Origin of the sequence: Pseudomonas sp. UBA5568, from assembly GCF_002425525.1 — a bacterium.
Taxonomy (GTDB): domain Bacteria; phylum Pseudomonadota; class Gammaproteobacteria; order Pseudomonadales; family Pseudomonadaceae; genus Aquipseudomonas; species Aquipseudomonas fulva.
The window spans coordinates 51,760-67,215 of the sequence record NZ_DIMK01000054.1 but is presented as its reverse complement, the minus strand read 5'-3'; the positions used below and the strand labels follow the sequence as shown (position 1 = coordinate 67,215).

The window sequence follows — 15,456 nt, the reverse complement described above, 5'->3', positions numbered from 1 at the left end:
CCCGCGGCTTTGGAGAATCTGCATGGCAAGTTTCGTACACACCGTAGGCAACCTGGTCTATCGCTTCGACAGCCTCAGGGAAGTGATGGCCAAGGCCAGCCCGGCACGCTCCGGCGACTACCTCGCCGAGGTCGCGGCTTCAAGCGATGGCGAGCGTGTGGCTGCGCAAATGGCATTGGCCAACATTCCGCTCTCGCATTTTCTGAGCGAAGCGCTGATCCCCTACGAAGACGACGAAGTCACCCGCTTGATCATCGATACTCACGATGCACAGGCGTTCGCACCGGTCAGCCACCTGACCGTGGGCGGCTTGCGTGACTGGCTGTTGAGCGAGCAGGCCGACGAAAACAGCCTGCGCGCATTGGCGCCGGGCCTGACACCGGAAATGGCCGCCGCCGTATCGAAGATCATGCGCGTCCAGGACCTGGTGCTGGTGGCCCAGAAGATCCGTGTCGTCACCCAGTTTCGCGGCACCATGGGCCTGCGCGGGCGCTTGTCGACGCGACTGCAGCCCAACCACCCTACCGACGAACCGGCCGGTATCGCGGCGAGCATTCTCGACGGCCTGCTGTACGGCAATGGCGATGCCATGATCGGCATCAACCCGGCCACGGACAGCACCGCCTCCATCTGCGCGCTGCTGGAAATGCTCGATGCCATCATCCAGCGCTACGACATTCCGACCCAGTCCTGCGTGCTCACCCATGTCACCACCTCGATCGAGGCGGTCAACCGGGGCGTGCCACTGGACCTGGTCTTCCAGTCCATCGCCGGCACCGAGGCGGCCAATGCAGGGTTTGGCATCAACCTGAACGTGTTGCAGGAAGGGTATGAAGCAGGGCTGTCGCTCAAGCGCGGTACTCTGGGGCAGAACCTGATGTATTTCGAAACCGGCCAAGGCAGTGCGCTGTCGGCCAATGCCCACCATGGTGTCGACCAGCAGACGTGCGAAACCCGCGCCTATGCCGTCGCCCGCCACTTCAAGCCGTTTCTGGTCAATACCGTGGTCGGCTTCATTGGCCCGGAGTACCTCTACAACGGCAAGCAGATCATTCGCGCGGGCCTTGAAGACCACTTCTGCGGCAAGTTGCTGGGCGTGCCGATGGGCTGCGACATCTGCTACACCAACCACGCCGAAGCCGATCAGGACGACATGGACACGCTGCTGACGCTGCTGGGGGTCGCCGGGATCAACTTCATCATGGGCATTCCCGGCTCGGACGACATCATGCTCAACTACCAGACCACGTCGTTCCATGACGCCCTGTATGCCCGCCAAACCCTGGGCCTCAAGCCTGGGCCTGAGTTCGAAGCATGGCTGGCACGGACCGGCATCTTCACCCAGGCCGACGGCCGGATACGCTTTGGTGACAACCTGCCGCCAGCCTTCCGGCAGGCCTTGGCACAGCTTGCATAGGAATCGCCGATCATGGACAACCGCACCCCCACCCCCGAAAACCCTTGGCTGGCCCTGCGCAACCTCACCCCCGCGCGTATCGCCTTGGGGCGCGTGGGCACCAGCCTTCCGACCAGTGCGCAACTGGACTTCCAGTTCGCCCATGCCCAGGCTCGGGACGCCGTGCACCTTCCATTCGACGTGGCTGAGCTGACCGCACAGCTCGATCAACGCGGGCGCGACAGCCTCGTGTTGCACAGCGCCGCAAGCGACCGTCATCAATACCTGCAGCGGCCCGACCTGGGCCGGCGCCTGAACGAGGATTCGGTCGCCACCTTGCGCCAGCATGCCCAGGCCAACCCCGGCGGGGTCGACTTGGCAATCGTGGTTGCCGACGGGCTGTCTGCCTTGGCGGTACACCGTCATACACTCCCGTTTCTGACGCGCCTTGAGGAGCAGGTCAATGCCGAAGGCTGGACCTGCGCGCCCATCTCCTTGGTTCAGCAAGGACGCGTGGCGGTGGCAGACGAGGTCGGCGAGCTGCTCGGGGCTCGCATGACCGTGATGCTGATCGGTGAGCGGCCAGGGCTCAGTTCACCGGACAGCCTGGGGCTTTACTTCACCTACGCCCCGAGGGTCGGGCTGACCGATGCCTACCGCAACTGCATTTCCAATGTTCGCCTGGAGGGGTTGAGCTACGGCATGGCCGCGCATCGGCTGCTGTACCTGATGCGTGAAGCCTGTCGGCGCCAGCTGTCAGGCGTGAACCTCAAGGATGAGGCTGAAGTTCACAGCCTGGAAAGTGACGAACTGGCCAGCCAGAAAGGTAATTTTCTGCTGGGCAAGGGCTGAGCACCTGCGCAGGAGGATGGCGGTGCCCCCGCTGCCCTGCTGCGCGCTACAGACGGGCGACTGAACACGCTCGTCGAAGCCTCCGTGCGTCGAACGTGGACGATGAACGATGCCCATGGCCTCAGTGTCTGTCTGCCTTACTACAACGCGGCTCACGCCTTCCTACTGCCGTAATCCCTCGCTACAAACTGTGCGGGCGTGATCCTCACTTCGCCGTATAATGGCCCACTTGTCATGTGTGAAATTTCACTCCTCCAGGTAACCGAGCCTTCGACCCAGACCACAGGTGCTGTACATGGATTTCAACCCGCTGGACCTCATCCTGCATCTCGATGCGTACCTTGATCTGTTGGTCACCAATTACGGGCCCTGGATCTATGCCATTTTGTTTGCTGTCATATTTTGCGAAACCGGCCTGGTGGTGATGCCCTTCCTGCCAGGCGATTCCTTGCTGTTCATCGCCGGTGCAGTCGCTGCCGGCGGCGGCATGGACCCTGTCCTGCTGGCCGGGTTGCTCATGATCGCTGCCATCCTGGGCGACAGCACCAACTACGTGATCGGGCGAACGGCCGGCGAGCGCCTGTTCAGCAACCCGAACTCGAAGATTTTCCGCCGCGACTACCTGCAGCGCACTCACGACTTCTACGAGCGTCACGGCGGCAAGACGGTCACCATGGCGCGTTTTCTGCCCATCCTGCGCACGTTCGCGCCGTTCGTGGCCGGTATTGCCCGCATGCACTACCCGCGCTTTCTCGGTTTCAGCATTGCCGGTACGTTGCTCTGGGTAGGTGGCCTGGTCACGCTGGGGTACTTCTTCGGCAACGTGCCATTCATCAAGCAGCACCTGTCGCTGATGGTAGTGGGCATCATCCTGCTGTCGCTGGTCCCGATGATTCTCGGCCTGCTGCGCACCCGCCTGGGCCGCACGGCCAAAGCGCACTGAGGCGCTTGAGCGGGCATGTGGTCGTTCAGCGCCTGGCGGCGCAAGCGCACGTTGGCGCGCTTCCCGATCAGCGTCCAGCAGTGGCAAGCCGTACGCGAGCGCTTGCCCATACTGGACGGTATCGACGAGGCCGAAGACCAATGGTTGCGCGAGGCCAGCATCCTGTTCCTGAACGAAAAGCACCTGACGTGCCTGCCAGGCGTCGAGCTCGACGATGAGCAACGCCTGGTACTGGCAGCGCAAGCTCAACTGCCGTTACTCCACCTGGGCGACCTGAACTGGTACCAGGGCTTTCACGAAATCATCCTCTACCCCGACGACTTCAAAAGCCCGCAGCGCCACCGGGACGCCAGCGGCGTGGAGCACGCCTGGGACGGCGAACACAGTGGCGAGGCCTGGCAGCAGGGCCCGATCATCCTGGCCTGCAATGGCGTATTCGGCAGCGGCGGCTGGGAAGCCTACAACCTGGTCATCCATGAGCTGGCGCACAAGCTGGACATGCTCAATGGCGATGCCAATGGCCTGCCTCCCCTGCACAGCGACATGCCTGTGCAACGCTGGGCGAATGCCATGCAACACGCCTTCGACGACCTCAACCGGCAACTCGATCGGGACCCGGAAGCCGACACGCCGATCGACCCTTATGCCGCCGAAAACCCCGCCGAGTTCTTCGCCGTAACCAGCGAGTACTTCTTCAGCGCCCCCGACCTGCTGCACCAGGCCTACCCCGAGGTCTACCAGCAACTGTCGCTGTTCTACCGGCAGAACCCGCTTGCACGCCTGACCCGGTTGCAAAGCGAGCATCCCGACAATCGCCATCCCCCCGTCTAGCGCCCGGTTCATTGGGCCAGACGTGGCATGCCCCGTCGGAATATGCCTATAATCGCCGCCACTTTTTTGGTCAAACACGGGGGCACTGCCCAATGAGCTACAGCAAGATTCCGGCGGGCAAAGACCTGCCGAACGACATCTACGTCGCCATCGAGATCCCGGCCAACCACGCGCCGATCAAATACGAGATCGACAAGGACAGCGACACGCTGTTCGTCGACCGTTTCATGGCCACCCCTATGTTCTACCCGGCCAACTACGGCTTCATCCCTAACACCCTGGCTGACGACGGTGATCCGCTGGACGTGCTGGTGGTTACCCCTTACCCAGTGGCCCCAGGTTCGGTCATCCGCGCCCGCCCGGTGGGTGTCTTGAACATGACCGACGATGGCGGCGGCGACGCCAAGGTCATCGCGGTCCCCCACGACAAGCTGTCGCAGCTGTACGTGGACGTGAAGGAGTACACCGACCTGCCTGCCCTGCTGATCCAGCAGATCGAGCATTTCTTTGCCAACTACAAAGATCTCGAGAAAGGCAAGTGGGTCAAGATCGAAGGCTGGGACGGCGCTGACGCCGCCCGCGCTGCGATCACCAAATCGGTCGAAGCCTACAAAGGCTGATCCTGATTGCACGAAAAACCCGCTTCGGCGGGTTTTTTTTGGCGCGCAATACGCTTCACAGCCAATCGCGGCGCAAGCGTCCTACAACGTCCTACACCCGCGTCTGACTGCCCTACGTTTCCCCTTTGCCCATCAACATCTTGTTCATACCCTTGGTGGCACCGTGCCGCTAAACTTTCCCCATGAACACATCTGGTGAACGTTTAAGAGCCCTTCTTCAGGAATGCGGACTGACCCCTGCCGACTTCGCCGCACAGCGCGGCGTGACGCCTCAGCACGTCAACAACTGGTTCAATCGCGGGGTCCCGCTGGCTCGCCTGGACGAGCTTGCCGACCTGTTCTGCGTGCACCGTCGCTGGCTGCGCACGGGTGAAGGCGCCAAGCATCCCAATGCCATCCTGCGCACCTGTCCGCCACGCCCTGTGCCGATAGATGCTCCCATTCCGCGTGCGGTTCATCGCGGGCGCGTAGTGCACGTGCCGTTCCACGAGGTGCGCAATGGCCTGCTGTGCAAGGTGTCGGGGCGTGCCTTGCGCCTGCCGGCCAACGCCCTGCGAATGCTGGGTGTCAAACACGACACGTCCATCTGCATGGCCATGCCAGGCGGCAACATGGCCCCCTTGATCCCCGTCGAAGCGACCCTGGCCATCGACATGAGCATGACCCAGATCGTGGAGGGCGAAACCTATGCCCTGCTGATCAATGGTGCGTTGCGCGTGCACAACCTGACCATGGGTGAGCACGGCACGCTTTACCTACACAGCCATGACCGGCACAACTATGCCGTCGAGCGCTTGACCCCCAGCCAGCGCCAGGCGCAAGGGCTAGAGATCCTGGGATGGGTCTATCACTGGTCCCATTTTCGACGGCAGCGGCCTGGCTGAAACACCCTGTGCCATTTTTTGCTGGGCATCAGGTGCATGCCCTTGTATGCTACGCGCACATCAGCCCCGACCGGCCCAAGCCGCAGTCCAGAGGGCTCGGCGATACCCCATACGGGCATCAGCCATCTCTTTCAGGCCTCTTTTGGCCACACCGTTAAGGCGATTGCGGCTTACCATAAATTAGTCGGAAGCGTCCCCGAGAAGCCGGCCACAAGCCGGCTTTTTAATGCCTGTTTTTCAGCCAGGAAAATGCGGCGAGACGCTCAGGCGGCGCCGCATTACCCGTCGGTACACGCCTCTAGAAATCGTAACGCGCACCCACCAGCACGCTGCGCGACGGGCCGTAGAAGTTGAACGTGGAAGTCGAACCCACCCGCGACAGGTAATCGCGATCGAACAGGTTGTTGACGTTGACGGTGGCAGTCAGCCTGGAGGTCACCGGGTAGGAAAGCATGGCGTCCACGGTGGCATAACCCGGCGCGTCGATGCGTACCCCGCCGTTTTCCGAGTGGAAATTGCTCATTGCCGAAACGCCGCCACCGATGGCCAGCCCGGTGAGCGCGCCACGGCTGATGGTGTATTTGCTCCACAGCGACGCCTGGTGGCGCGGCATGATGAAGAACGTGGTTTCGGCATCGCCCTTCACGGTTTCGGTGTCCATCCAGGTGTAGCCGCCTAGCAGCTCCCAGTTATCGGTCAGCTTGCCGCTGACTTCCACTTCCGCGCCCTTAACCCGTGTCTTGCCCGCAGCCACCGAGTCATTGGTCGCAACGCCTTCGCTGTCGTAACGGGTGGTGGCGCGGTTTTCGTCGGTCAGGCGAAACGCCGACAGGCGCGTGTTGAGCGCGCCACCAAAGTAGCTGCTCTTGATGCCCACTTCGTACTGCTCGCCTTCGCGTGGCTTGAGTACCCGGCCGTCGCCATCGGTTGCCGATTGCGGCTTGAACACCTGGGAATAGCTGGCATACAGCGCATGGTTTTCGGAAAGGTCATAGACTGCCCCCGCATAGGGTGTGAAATGACCATCGACCTGCTTGCTGTCGTCCGCAGTGACACCGCTCTTGAGGGTCGTGGTGTAGAAATCGCCGCGGTACCAACTGAACCGCCCACCGGCAATCAACGCCAGGCGCTCGACCGGGCGGAAGGTCACCTTGGAATACAAGCCGTACTCCTCTTCCTGCATGCCCGTCTCGGTCGTGTAGTTCGCAGCTGGTTTAGCGAACTGCTTGGGCGAGTAGGTGTTGACGTTGATGTTGCCCAGCGTCGTGGCCCCGTTCAGGTACTCGGTATCGTAGTTCTTGTAATCGCTGCCGACGACGAACTCGCTGACCTGGCCAAAGGTTTCGAAGGGCTGGCTGTAGCTGGCATCGACCGCGTAGGTGTCCTGGGTGAAATCACGTGCACTGGCGCGTTCGGAGTTTTTGCCCGTGGTAGGGTTCGTGGCCGTGAAGGCGTAGAGATAGTTGGTATCGCGGTGCGACCCGCGGGCAGCAATGCGGCCATAACCACCGTTGTCGAATCGATGAGTCAGCTCAGCGACCAGATCGGTGGTCTTGCCGTCGAACGCGTTCCAGTCTGCGCCCAGAAAGCGGGAATGGCTGAAGTCAGGGACCTTGCCGTCCAACGTTGCCGGGTAGCCGTTGTGCGGCGTGATGTTCTTGACCTCGTGGATCAGGCCGAACGACAAGGTGGTGGCCTCGTCCAGGTCGACATCGAGCGCGCCGTAGTAGCTGTTGCTGGTGTTGGCGTTGTAGTCGACTTCGCCATTGGTGTCGTCGCGCGAGGCGATGAAGCGACCGCGCACCCGTCCGTTTTCGTCCAGCGGCCCGCTCAGGTCCAGTTCCTGGTGATTGGTATCCCAAGTGCCGTAGTAACCCTCGACATGCCCCTGAAAGTCCGCCGTCGGCCGCTTGCGCACCATATTGACGATACCGCCCAGTTCGCTGGTGCTGCTGAATAGTCCGGCCGGGCCACGCATGATCTCGACACGGTCGAAGGCCACAAGCGATGGCACGGTCCCGAAGATGCTCGCCATCGGTGCTGGCAGGCCGTCGATGTTGAATTCGCTGTACTCATAGCCACGGGCGTAGATCGACGACCGACCACTGTCGTTGGTCAGGGTACGCAAGCCGGCCGTGTACTTGGCCAGGTCATCGAGGTGGACAAACTGCCGATCCTTGACGTAATCCTGGGTATAGACGGTGATCGACTGCGGGATGTCCTTCAAGGCGGCTGGCGTCTTGGTGCCCACGGTGGCGGCGTCCACGCTGTACCCGCCAGTGGCTTCGGAGGGCAGCATGTCGTATAGCCGATTGCCTTCGATGGTCAATGCAGGCAGGTCAAGGGGGTCATCGGCATTGACCACCACGGCTACGTCTTGCGCCAACGCCGAAAGTGAAAACGGCGCCACCAGCCCTGCCACCAGCCATCCCCGCACGCGCCGCGCGCGCCCTGCCCCACTGAAAACATTCATGCCGCACCCTTCGCCCATATGATAGTAATTCGCAAACGAAACATATTGCTTTTTGCGAACGATACCGGAGCAGGTACAGGGCATGCAGCAGCATTAACCTTCTTAACACATTGGGGCCATTGCCTAGGGCCGAGTCCGGTGGGATGATTTGCAACTGATATAAATTCTCATTCAAGGCTCGCCGTGCCCACCTCCTTGCTGCTGGTCGAAGACGACCCACGCTTACGCCACGACCTTTACCGCCATTTCATCGACCGTGGCTTCGAGGTACATGCATGCGCGACGGGAGAAGCGGCGCTGGCCAATGCCCGGCGATGCGCATTCGACCTAGCGCTGCTGGACATCATGCTGCCAGGTCTCGATGGCCTGAGCCTGCTCGATGCACTGCGGCGCAAGCAGGCCGTACCGGTGATCCTCATGTCGGCATTGGGTGCCGAGCAGGACCGCATCACCGGATTCACCCGCGGCGCCGACGATTACCTGCCCAAGCCCTTCAGCCTGGCGGAACTGGATGCGCGGGTAGACGCACTGTTGCGCCGGGTCGCCTTCCACAGCACGCCGCCCCTGGCAACGCGCGCTGATGAGCCCGTATTCGACCACGCGGCCCAGGACGTCATGCACAACGGCATGCCGGCGGGGTTGACTGGCTCGGAGTTCCGCCTGTTGATCACGCTGCACGCCCATGCCGGGGAGCCGCTGAGCAAGCCTTTCCTGTACCAGACCGTCCTGCACCGTGGCTACACGCGCCTGGATCGGGGCCTGGATGTGCATGTGTGCAACGTGCGCCGCAAGCTGGCGGACATTGGCATACAGCATCTGCTCATCCAGGCTGTGCGTGGTCAGGGCTATGTCCTGGTCGTGCAGAGCCCGGCCTGATGCGGCGTCATCCGCTGCTGTGGAAGCTGGCCCTGCTGCAGGTCAGCTTCTGCCTGCTGCTCACCTGGTTGATCTGGACCTGGGGCCTGACGGTGGAACGCAGCACCTATTTCCTGGCTCAGGCCGACCAGGACTACCTGGCCCGCTATGCCCGGCAGGCCGAGCTCGCCTGGGAGCAAGGAGGCGCCGTGGGGGTCGAGACCTGGCGTAAGCAGGTGCAAAGGGCCGAGGACACCTGGGCAGCCGTCGTCGGCCCTTACCTGCAAAGCCTGGGGACCACACAGCTCACAGCCGAGGAAGCGGGTCACCTGACCTTCATGCGCAAGCTGAACTGGCCCATGAGCCGCCGCCTGCAAGGCGAACTGCCTTACGTCAGCATTACCTTCCCGCGCCATCCCGAGCACGGTCGCCTGGTGATGCAACTGCCCGAGCGGCTGCTGCCCACCGGGCTGACGCCTTGGACTCACCTGGTTACCCACGGTGTGGCGCCGGCCTTGCTGGCCCTGCTGATGGGGCTGGCACTGTACCGTCACCTTGTCGCCCCGTTGAACCGCCTGCGTGACCGCGCCGATGCGCTGCGGGCCAACGACCTGGACAGCCCAGGCCTGCCCCTGCAAGACCGGCGCGATGAGCTGGGCGAACTGGCGCAGGCCTTCGATCATATGGCCAATCGCTTGCGCCAGAGCCTGGAACAGCAGCGGCTGCTGCTGCGCACACTGTCCCACGAACTGCGCACGCCGCTGGCACGCCTGCGTATTGCCCATGACAGCAACTTGCCCGCCGCCCAGTTACGCGCGCGCATGGATTATGAAACGAGCCATATGCAGAAACTGCTGGAAGACACCCTCGACCTGGCCTGGATGGATACCGAGCAGCCCGTCCTGGCCACCGAACCGGTACTGATGGCATCACTGTGGGAGGCGCTGTGCCAGGACATCTGCTTCGAAAGCGGCTGGAGCCCCGCACGCCTGCCGTGCACACTCGGGCAGGACTGCGTGGTCCAGGTGCACCTGGACAGCGTGGCCCAGGCGCTGGAGAACCTGCTGCGAAACGCCATCCGGCACTCTCCGCCCGAGGGAACCGTCTGCCTGGAGGGCTGGCGCGAGGGTACGCATTGGCACCTGTGCGTGCGCGATCAAGGCCCCGGCGTGCCTGAGGCCGCGCTTGAGCGCATTTTCCAACCGTACCAGCGGCTGACCGCCAGCGGCGCAGGCTTCGGACTGGGCCTGGCCATTGCCCGCCGCGCCGTCCAATTGCAGGGTGGCAGACTCTGGGCCTGCAATGCTCACCCAGGCTTGCGCCTGCACCTTACCCTGCCGGCCAGCGTCAACGGTTTAGAAAGTTAAGGCGCTTTACGCATGTCAAAGGCTGATTATCATCTGGCTGCTTGAGTTGCAGCGCCTGCAATGCCGTGAAGAGATGCCTGATGAACAGAATGATCCGGGGCCTGGCGCTTGTGCTGGCCTTTGTGACCGGTGCCGCCACGGCCCAGCCCGAGCATGACCAGCCGATGGATACGACGCTGCTGGCTCGCCAGGACCTGGCCTATCGATTCACCCACCTGAACCTCGACTCGGCAGACGGCGCGCGTCACTACCGGCTGTGGATAGGACTGCCCAAGCGCGCCGCCCCCGCAACCGGCTACCCTGTGTTGTGGATGCTCGACGGCAATGCAGCCCTGAGCGCACTGGACCCACAACGACTCGATGCCTTGGCCGCCGGCCAGGCCCCCGTACTGGTCGCCGTGGGTTACCAGACCCGCCAGCGCATCGACAGAACCAGCCGAACCTACGACTACACGCCGGCGCTGGCCGGGCAGACAGAGCAACGCGACCCACTCACCGGGTTACCCAGCGGCGGGGTGGATGCCTTTCTTGACCTGCTGGAGACCCGCATGCGCTCGGGGCTGGCAGCACTGGTGAGCATCGACCCCCAGCAGCAGACGCTGTGGGGGCACTCGTATGGCGGCCTGGCCGTGCTCCATGCCCTCTTCACCCGGCCCAAGTCATTCGCCGTCTATGCGGCGGCCAGCCCATCGCTGTGGTGGCATGACGGCGCGATCCTGCGCGAAGCGGCAAGCCTGCCGGCGCGGTTGGGGGATACCCAACCGCAGGTGCTGTTGATGCGCGGCTCACTGGAGCCGGCCAGCCCCCGCGAACCGGCCCAGCCCCACGCCGATCAGACGGCACGGAGCCTCGCCGCTAGCCTGACCCAGCTCAAGGGCGTGCAGGTGTCTTTCAAGCAGTTCGACGGCCTTGGGCATGGGCCGATGCTTCCGGCGTCGCTGCACTGGGTGATCGACACCTTGAGCAAAGCAGCACCGCAGGGCACCTCGCCCAGCCGCTGACAGCGGTCTAGATCATAACGGCGGGTTGCCAACCCAGGCACAGGGTGCGGTATGCTTGCCCGGTCTTCAGGGCGGGGTGAAAGTCCCCACCGGCGGTAAATCGAAAGATGAGCCCGCGAGCGCTCCGGTCATGCCGGAGGTCAGCAGACCTGGTGAGATTCCAGGGCCGACGGTCATAGTCCGGATGAAAGAAGGCGTCAGGCAGGGGCCCCACGGGCACCCTTGCGCACGCATTTTGCTCGCCCCGAGACGTTCATCGATCACTTACGAGGAGCGTTTCATGTCTACCTTGCACCCTGTGCACTTTCCCAATGTCACCGCCGCCATCGCCGCGTTCAAGGCCGGTCGCCCCGTGCTGCTGCTTGACGATGACGACCGTGAAGATGAAGCGGACATCATTGCCGCTGCCGAGAACATTTCGTTGCAGACCATGGCCATGATGATCCGCGATTGCAGCGGTATCGTCTGCCTGTGCCTGGACGAGGCAACGGTCGATGAGCTGCAACTGGCACCCATGGTCCAGAACAACCAGGCCCGCCACGGCACCGGGTTCACGGTCACCATCGAAGCTGCCGAGGGCATCAGCACTGGCGTAAGCGCCCAGGACCGGGTCACCACGATTGCCGCTGCACTGCGCTCTTCGGCCGAGCAACGGCATATCGTCAGCCCTGGGCATGTGTTTCCGCTGCGCGCGCGCAATGGCGGTGTGCTCACGCGTCGCGGTCACACCGAAGGGTCGGTTGACCTGGCCCGCCTGGCCGGACTGCGGCCGGCAGCCGTCTTGTGCGAATTGATGAACCCTGACGGCACGATGGCTCGCGGTGAGGAAGTGGCCGTCTACGCACGCCAGTACAACCTTCCCATGCTGACCATCGACGAGTTGGCGCAGTATCGACTGGCGCTGCAGGCGCAAACGGCTGCGGCGATCTGATCGACCTGGCCACGCCAGGGCCTGAACGGTAGCGCCAACCCGGCGCTGCCGTGCCAATGGCGGTTTGCTCACCCCGCCCCGCTCTGCTAGTGTCGCGGCGTTCAGACTACCGCCGAGACTGCCGCCATGGCCCGCAAAAAAGCTTCCCTTGATTTCGAGCAATCCCTTGCCGAGTTGCAGGCACTGGTCGAGCGCCTGGAGAACGGCGAGTTGTCCCTGGAGGACTCGCTTGCCGCTTTCGAACAAGGCATTGCCCTGACGCGTGATTGCCAAGGCGCACTGGCTCAGGCCGAACAGAAGGTGCAGGTTCTGCTGGAGCGCGATGGCGAGCTGACTGCCCAGCCCTTCGACGTGGAGCCCGAGGCATGATCGGTGCCTATCAGTCCGCCTGCCAGGCACGCGTCGATGGCGCACTCGAGCCGCTGTTCATCGCCCCCACGGCCGAGCTTGAACGCCTGTACGCCGCAATGCGCTACAGCGTGATGAACGGCGGCAAACGCGTACGCCCGCTGCTCGCCTACGCGGCCTGCGAGGCCTTGGGCGCTCCGGCGGAGCACGCCAACGGCGCCGCTTGCGCCGTCGAGCTCATCCACGCTTACTCGCTGGTCCACGACGACTTGCCGGCCATGGATGACGACGACCTGCGCCGCGGCCAGCCGACCACGCACAAGGCGTTCGACGAGGCCTGTGCCATTCTTGCCGGTGACGGCCTGCAAAGCCTGGCCTTCAGCGCACTGCTCGACCCCCACCTGAGCCCCCAGACCGACGCACTTCGCCTGGCCATGGTGCAGGCCTTGGCCTCGGCCGCCGGCCCCGCTGGCATGGTGGGCGGGCAAGCCATCGACCTGGGCTCGGTGGGCATGAAGCTGGACCAGCAAGCCTTGGCGTTCATGCACCGGCACAAGACCGGTGCACTGATCGAGGCCAGCGTCCGCCTTGGCGGGCTGGCCAGTGCCCGCGCCGACCAGGCGCAGCTCGATGCCTTGCAGGTGTATGCGCAGGCCATCGGCCTGGCCTTCCAGGTTCAGGACGACATCCTCGATGTGGAAAGCGATACGGCTACACTGGGTAAACGCCAGGGCGCCGACATCGCCCGCGACAAGCCGACCTACCCCGCCCTGCTGGGCATGGAGGCGGCCAAGGCCTACGCGATCGAACTGCGCGACCAGGCATTGGTCGCATTGGAAAGGTTCGACGAAAAGGCCGAGCCACTGCGAGCCCTGGCGTGCTACATCGTCGAACGCCGCAACTGACCTGGCGAGTAGCGCGTGATGGCTGTTAAGCCGCCAGCGCGTCACCCGTCTGAATGGGCAGCTTTTCCTACAATGGGGTAAACTGCCGCGTCTTAATACACCTATAACGACTCGCCTGATGCCCACGACGTTTCAAGAGATCCCCCGCGAACGCCCGGTCACGCCGCTGCTCGACCGCGCTGACACGCCAGATGGCTTGCGCCGTCTGGCCGAAGCCGACCTGGAGACCCTGGCCGACGAGTTGCGCCAGGAACTTCTGTATACCGTGGGCCAGACCGGTGGGCACTTCGGTGCCGGCCTGGGCGTCATCGAGCTGACCATCGCCCTGCACTACGTCTTCGATACCCCCGATGACCGGTTGGTATGGGACGTGGGCCACCAGGCCTACCCGCACAAGATTCTGACCGGGCGCCGCAACCGCATGCTCAGCCTCCGCCAGAAGGACGGCGTAGCCGCCTTCCCGCGCCGCAGCGAAAGCGTGTACGACACCTTCGGCGTCGGTCACTCCAGCACATCGATCAGCGCAGCCCTTGGCATGGCCATCGCGGCGCGCCTGCAAAACAGCGCTCGCAAGTCGATTGCGGTCATCGGCGACGGCGCCCTCACCGCAGGCATGGCGTTCGAGGCGTTGAACCACGCCCAGGAAGTCAACGCCGACATGCTGGTGATCCTCAACGACAATGACATGTCGATCTCGCGCAATGTGGGGGGCTTGTCCAACTACCTGGCCAAGATCCTCTCCAGCCGCACCTACTCCAGCATGCGCGAAGGCAGCAAGAAAGTGCTGTCGCGCCTGCCAGGTGCGTGGGAAATAGCGCGGCGTACCGAAGAATATGCCAAGGGCATGCTGGTACCCGGCACGCTGTTCGAAGAGCTGGGCTGGAACTACATCGGTCCCATCGATGGTCACGACCTGCCCACGATGATCGCCACCCTGCGCAACATGCGCGACCTCAAGGGCCCGCAGTTCCTGCACGTGGTGACAAAAAAGGGCAAGGGGTTCGCCCCGGCCGAGATCGACCCGATCGGCTACCACGCCATCACCAAGCTCGAGCCTGTGGACAAGCCGGTTGCGCCGAAACAGGCCAGCGGACCGAAATATTCCGCCGTGTTCGGCCAGTGGCTCTGCGACATGGCCGCTGCCGACGATCGCCTGGTGGGCATTACGCCGGCCATGAAGGAAGGCTCCGACCTGGTGGCGTTCAGCGAGCGCTACCCTGAACGTTATTTCGACGTGGCAATTGCCGAACAGCATGCCGTCACGCTCGCGGCGGGCATGGCTTGCGAAGGTAGCAAACCGGTAGTGGCTATCTACTCGACCTTCCTGCAGAGGGCCTATGACCAGTTGATTCATGACGTGGCCGTGCAGAACCTGGACGTGCTGTTCGCCATCGACCGCGCCGGTCTGGTGGGTGAAGATGGCCCGACCCATGCCGGTAGCTATGACCTGTCCTACCTGCGCTGCATCCCTGGCATGCTGGTGATGACCCCCAGCGACGAAAGCGAGTTGCGCCAGATGCTCAGCACGGGCCACCTCTACAACGGCCCGGCTGCCGTGCGCTATCCGCGCGGTACAGGCCCTGGCGCTGCTGTCGGCGAGGGCTTGGAACCGCTGGAGATTGGCAAGGGCGTGGTGCGTCGCCAAGGTGAAAAGGTCGCGCTGCTGGTCTTTGGCGTGCAGCTGGCCGAAGCCCTGCAAGTAGCCGAACAGATCAACGCCACGGTCGTCGACATGCGCTTCGTCAAGCCGCTGGATGATGCCCTGGTGCTGGAAATGGCAGGTAGCCACGAACTGCTGGTGACCCTCGAAGAAAATGCCATCATGGGCGGCGCCGGTGCTGCCGTTGGCGAGTGCCTGGCCAGGGAAGCGGTGGTCAAGCCGTTGCTGCACCTGGGCTTGCCGGACCTTTATGTGGAACACGCCAAGCCCGCGCAGATGCTGGCAGAGTGTGGGCTGGATGCAGCGGGCATCGAAGCTAGCGTCAAGGCCCGCATGGTCAAGCTGGGACTTTGATGTGCAGGGCTGCGCTGCAGCCCGGGTGCTCAGCCA

The 15,456-nt window shown here is 63.3% G+C and carries 14 protein-coding genes and 1 riboswitch; of the genes, 13 read left to right on the top strand and 1 reads right to left on the bottom strand.

What is annotated here, in order from left to right; translation table 11 throughout:
• The first annotated feature begins 22 nt into the window (after positions 1 to 22).
• From B2S33_RS17785 to B2S33_RS17760, 6 genes are all read left to right on the top strand, one after another.
• On the top strand, positions 23 to 1,417 hold the full coding sequence (locus B2S33_RS17785; RefSeq protein ID WP_027915147.1) for an ethanolamine ammonia-lyase subunit EutB: 1,395 nt from the start codon (positions 23 to 25) through the stop codon (positions 1,415 to 1,417).
• Positions 1,418 to 1,429: 12 nt separating this feature from the next.
• Positions 1,430 to 2,248: an ethanolamine ammonia-lyase subunit EutC gene (eutC, locus tag B2S33_RS17780; protein WP_027915146.1), complete on the top strand. Its 819-nt coding sequence runs from the start codon at positions 1,430 to 1,432 to the stop codon at positions 2,246 to 2,248.
• A 295-nt stretch (positions 2,249 to 2,543) separates the two neighbouring features.
• Positions 2,544 to 3,191 (top strand): DedA family protein, encoded by a 648-nt coding sequence (locus B2S33_RS17775; protein ID WP_023535016.1) that lies wholly within the window; start codon positions 2,544 to 2,546, stop codon positions 3,189 to 3,191.
• Between the two features lie 15 nt (positions 3,192 to 3,206).
• Complete coding sequence (locus tag B2S33_RS17770) at positions 3,207 to 4,022, top strand: zinc-dependent peptidase (RefSeq protein ID WP_110607339.1); 816 nt, start codon at positions 3,207 to 3,209, stop codon at positions 4,020 to 4,022.
• Positions 4,023 to 4,114: 92 nt separating this feature from the next.
• Positions 4,115 to 4,642 (top strand): inorganic diphosphatase, encoded by a 528-nt coding sequence (ppa, locus tag B2S33_RS17765; protein ID WP_023534987.1) that lies wholly within the window; start codon positions 4,115 to 4,117, stop codon positions 4,640 to 4,642.
• A gap of 182 nt (positions 4,643 to 4,824) precedes the next feature.
• A complete protein-coding gene (locus B2S33_RS17760; RefSeq protein ID WP_027915144.1) occupies positions 4,825 to 5,526 on the top strand; it encodes a LexA family transcriptional regulator in 702 nt (233 codons plus the stop codon).
• Positions 5,527 to 5,824: 298 nt separating this feature from the next.
• Here the strand turns inward: B2S33_RS17760 and B2S33_RS17755 are convergent, their stop codons facing one another.
• On the bottom strand, positions 5,825 to 7,999 hold the full coding sequence (locus B2S33_RS17755; RefSeq protein ID WP_028687658.1) for a TonB-dependent siderophore receptor: 2,175 nt from the start codon (positions 7,997 to 7,999) through the stop codon (positions 5,825 to 5,827).
• A gap of 183 nt (positions 8,000 to 8,182) precedes the next feature.
• Here B2S33_RS17755 and B2S33_RS17750 point away from each other — a divergent pair, with 183 nt between their 5' ends.
• The 7 genes from B2S33_RS17750 to dxs all read left to right on the top strand — a co-directional run bounded on the left by B2S33_RS17750 (position 8,183) and on the right by dxs (position 15,420).
• The gene (locus B2S33_RS17750; protein WP_027915140.1) at positions 8,183 to 8,875 is read left to right on the top strand and encodes a response regulator transcription factor; all 693 of its coding nucleotides are present in this window, start codon (positions 8,183 to 8,185) and stop codon (positions 8,873 to 8,875) included.
• Positions 8,875 to 10,221 (top strand): HAMP domain-containing sensor histidine kinase, encoded by a 1,347-nt coding sequence (locus B2S33_RS17745; RefSeq protein WP_028687659.1) that lies wholly within the window; start codon positions 8,875 to 8,877, stop codon positions 10,219 to 10,221. Before B2S33_RS17750 ends, B2S33_RS17745 begins: the two co-directional genes overlap by 1 nt.
• A gap of 80 nt (positions 10,222 to 10,301) precedes the next feature.
• A complete protein-coding gene (locus tag B2S33_RS17740; protein WP_288650747.1) occupies positions 10,302 to 11,222 on the top strand; it encodes an alpha/beta hydrolase in 921 nt (306 codons plus the stop codon).
• Positions 11,223 to 11,280: 58 nt separating this feature from the next.
• Positions 11,281 to 11,422, top strand: a riboswitch (FMN riboswitch).
• Positions 11,423 to 11,502: 80 nt separating this feature from the next.
• Positions 11,503 to 12,153, top strand: a complete 651-nt coding sequence (gene ribB, locus B2S33_RS17735; protein ID WP_023534985.1) for a 3,4-dihydroxy-2-butanone-4-phosphate synthase — start codon at positions 11,503 to 11,505, stop codon at positions 12,151 to 12,153.
• 126 nt (positions 12,154 to 12,279) lie between these two features.
• Positions 12,280 to 12,522: an exodeoxyribonuclease VII small subunit gene (locus B2S33_RS17730; RefSeq protein ID WP_023534977.1), complete on the top strand. Its 243-nt coding sequence runs from the start codon at positions 12,280 to 12,282 to the stop codon at positions 12,520 to 12,522.
• Positions 12,519 to 13,406: a farnesyl diphosphate synthase gene (locus B2S33_RS17725; RefSeq protein ID WP_236167186.1), complete on the top strand. Its 888-nt coding sequence runs from the start codon at positions 12,519 to 12,521 to the stop codon at positions 13,404 to 13,406. The genes B2S33_RS17730 and B2S33_RS17725 overlap by 4 nt, the downstream gene beginning before the upstream one ends.
• A 118-nt stretch (positions 13,407 to 13,524) precedes the next feature.
• A complete protein-coding gene (gene dxs, locus B2S33_RS17720) occupies positions 13,525 to 15,420 on the top strand; it encodes a 1-deoxy-D-xylulose-5-phosphate synthase (protein ID WP_288650746.1) in 1,896 nt (631 codons plus the stop codon).
• Positions 15,421 to 15,456 lie beyond the last annotated feature (36 nt).

Excerpts from the sequence above, each read along its gene's own strand:
- ppa (WP_023534987.1), top strand. The coding sequence starts at position 4,115 with ATGAGCTACAGCAAGATTCCGGCGGGCAAAGACCTGCCGAACGACATC.
- B2S33_RS17755 (WP_028687658.1), bottom strand. The coding sequence starts at position 7,999 with ATGAATGTTTTCAGTGGGGCAGGGCGCGCGCGGCGCGTGCGGGGATGG.
- eutC (WP_027915146.1), top strand. The coding sequence starts at position 1,430 with ATGGACAACCGCACCCCCACCCCCGAAAACCCTTGGCTGGCCCTGCGC.
- B2S33_RS17745 (WP_028687659.1), top strand. The coding sequence starts at position 8,875 with ATGCGGCGTCATCCGCTGCTGTGGAAGCTGGCCCTGCTGCAGGTCAGC.
- dxs (WP_288650746.1), top strand. The coding sequence starts at position 13,525 with ATGCCCACGACGTTTCAAGAGATCCCCCGCGAACGCCCGGTCACGCCG.
- ribB (WP_023534985.1), top strand. The coding sequence starts at position 11,503 with ATGTCTACCTTGCACCCTGTGCACTTTCCCAATGTCACCGCCGCCATC.
- B2S33_RS17725 (WP_236167186.1), top strand. The coding sequence starts at position 12,519 with ATGATCGGTGCCTATCAGTCCGCCTGCCAGGCACGCGTCGATGGCGCA.
- B2S33_RS17785 (WP_027915147.1), top strand. The coding sequence starts at position 23 with ATGGCAAGTTTCGTACACACCGTAGGCAACCTGGTCTATCGCTTCGAC.
- B2S33_RS17740 (WP_288650747.1), top strand. The coding sequence starts at position 10,302 with ATGAACAGAATGATCCGGGGCCTGGCGCTTGTGCTGGCCTTTGTGACC.
- B2S33_RS17775 (WP_023535016.1), top strand. The coding sequence starts at position 2,544 with ATGGATTTCAACCCGCTGGACCTCATCCTGCATCTCGATGCGTACCTT.
- B2S33_RS17760 (WP_027915144.1), top strand. The coding sequence starts at position 4,825 with ATGAACACATCTGGTGAACGTTTAAGAGCCCTTCTTCAGGAATGCGGA.
- B2S33_RS17770 (WP_110607339.1), top strand. The coding sequence starts at position 3,207 with ATGTGGTCGTTCAGCGCCTGGCGGCGCAAGCGCACGTTGGCGCGCTTC.
- B2S33_RS17730 (WP_023534977.1), top strand. The coding sequence starts at position 12,280 with ATGGCCCGCAAAAAAGCTTCCCTTGATTTCGAGCAATCCCTTGCCGAG.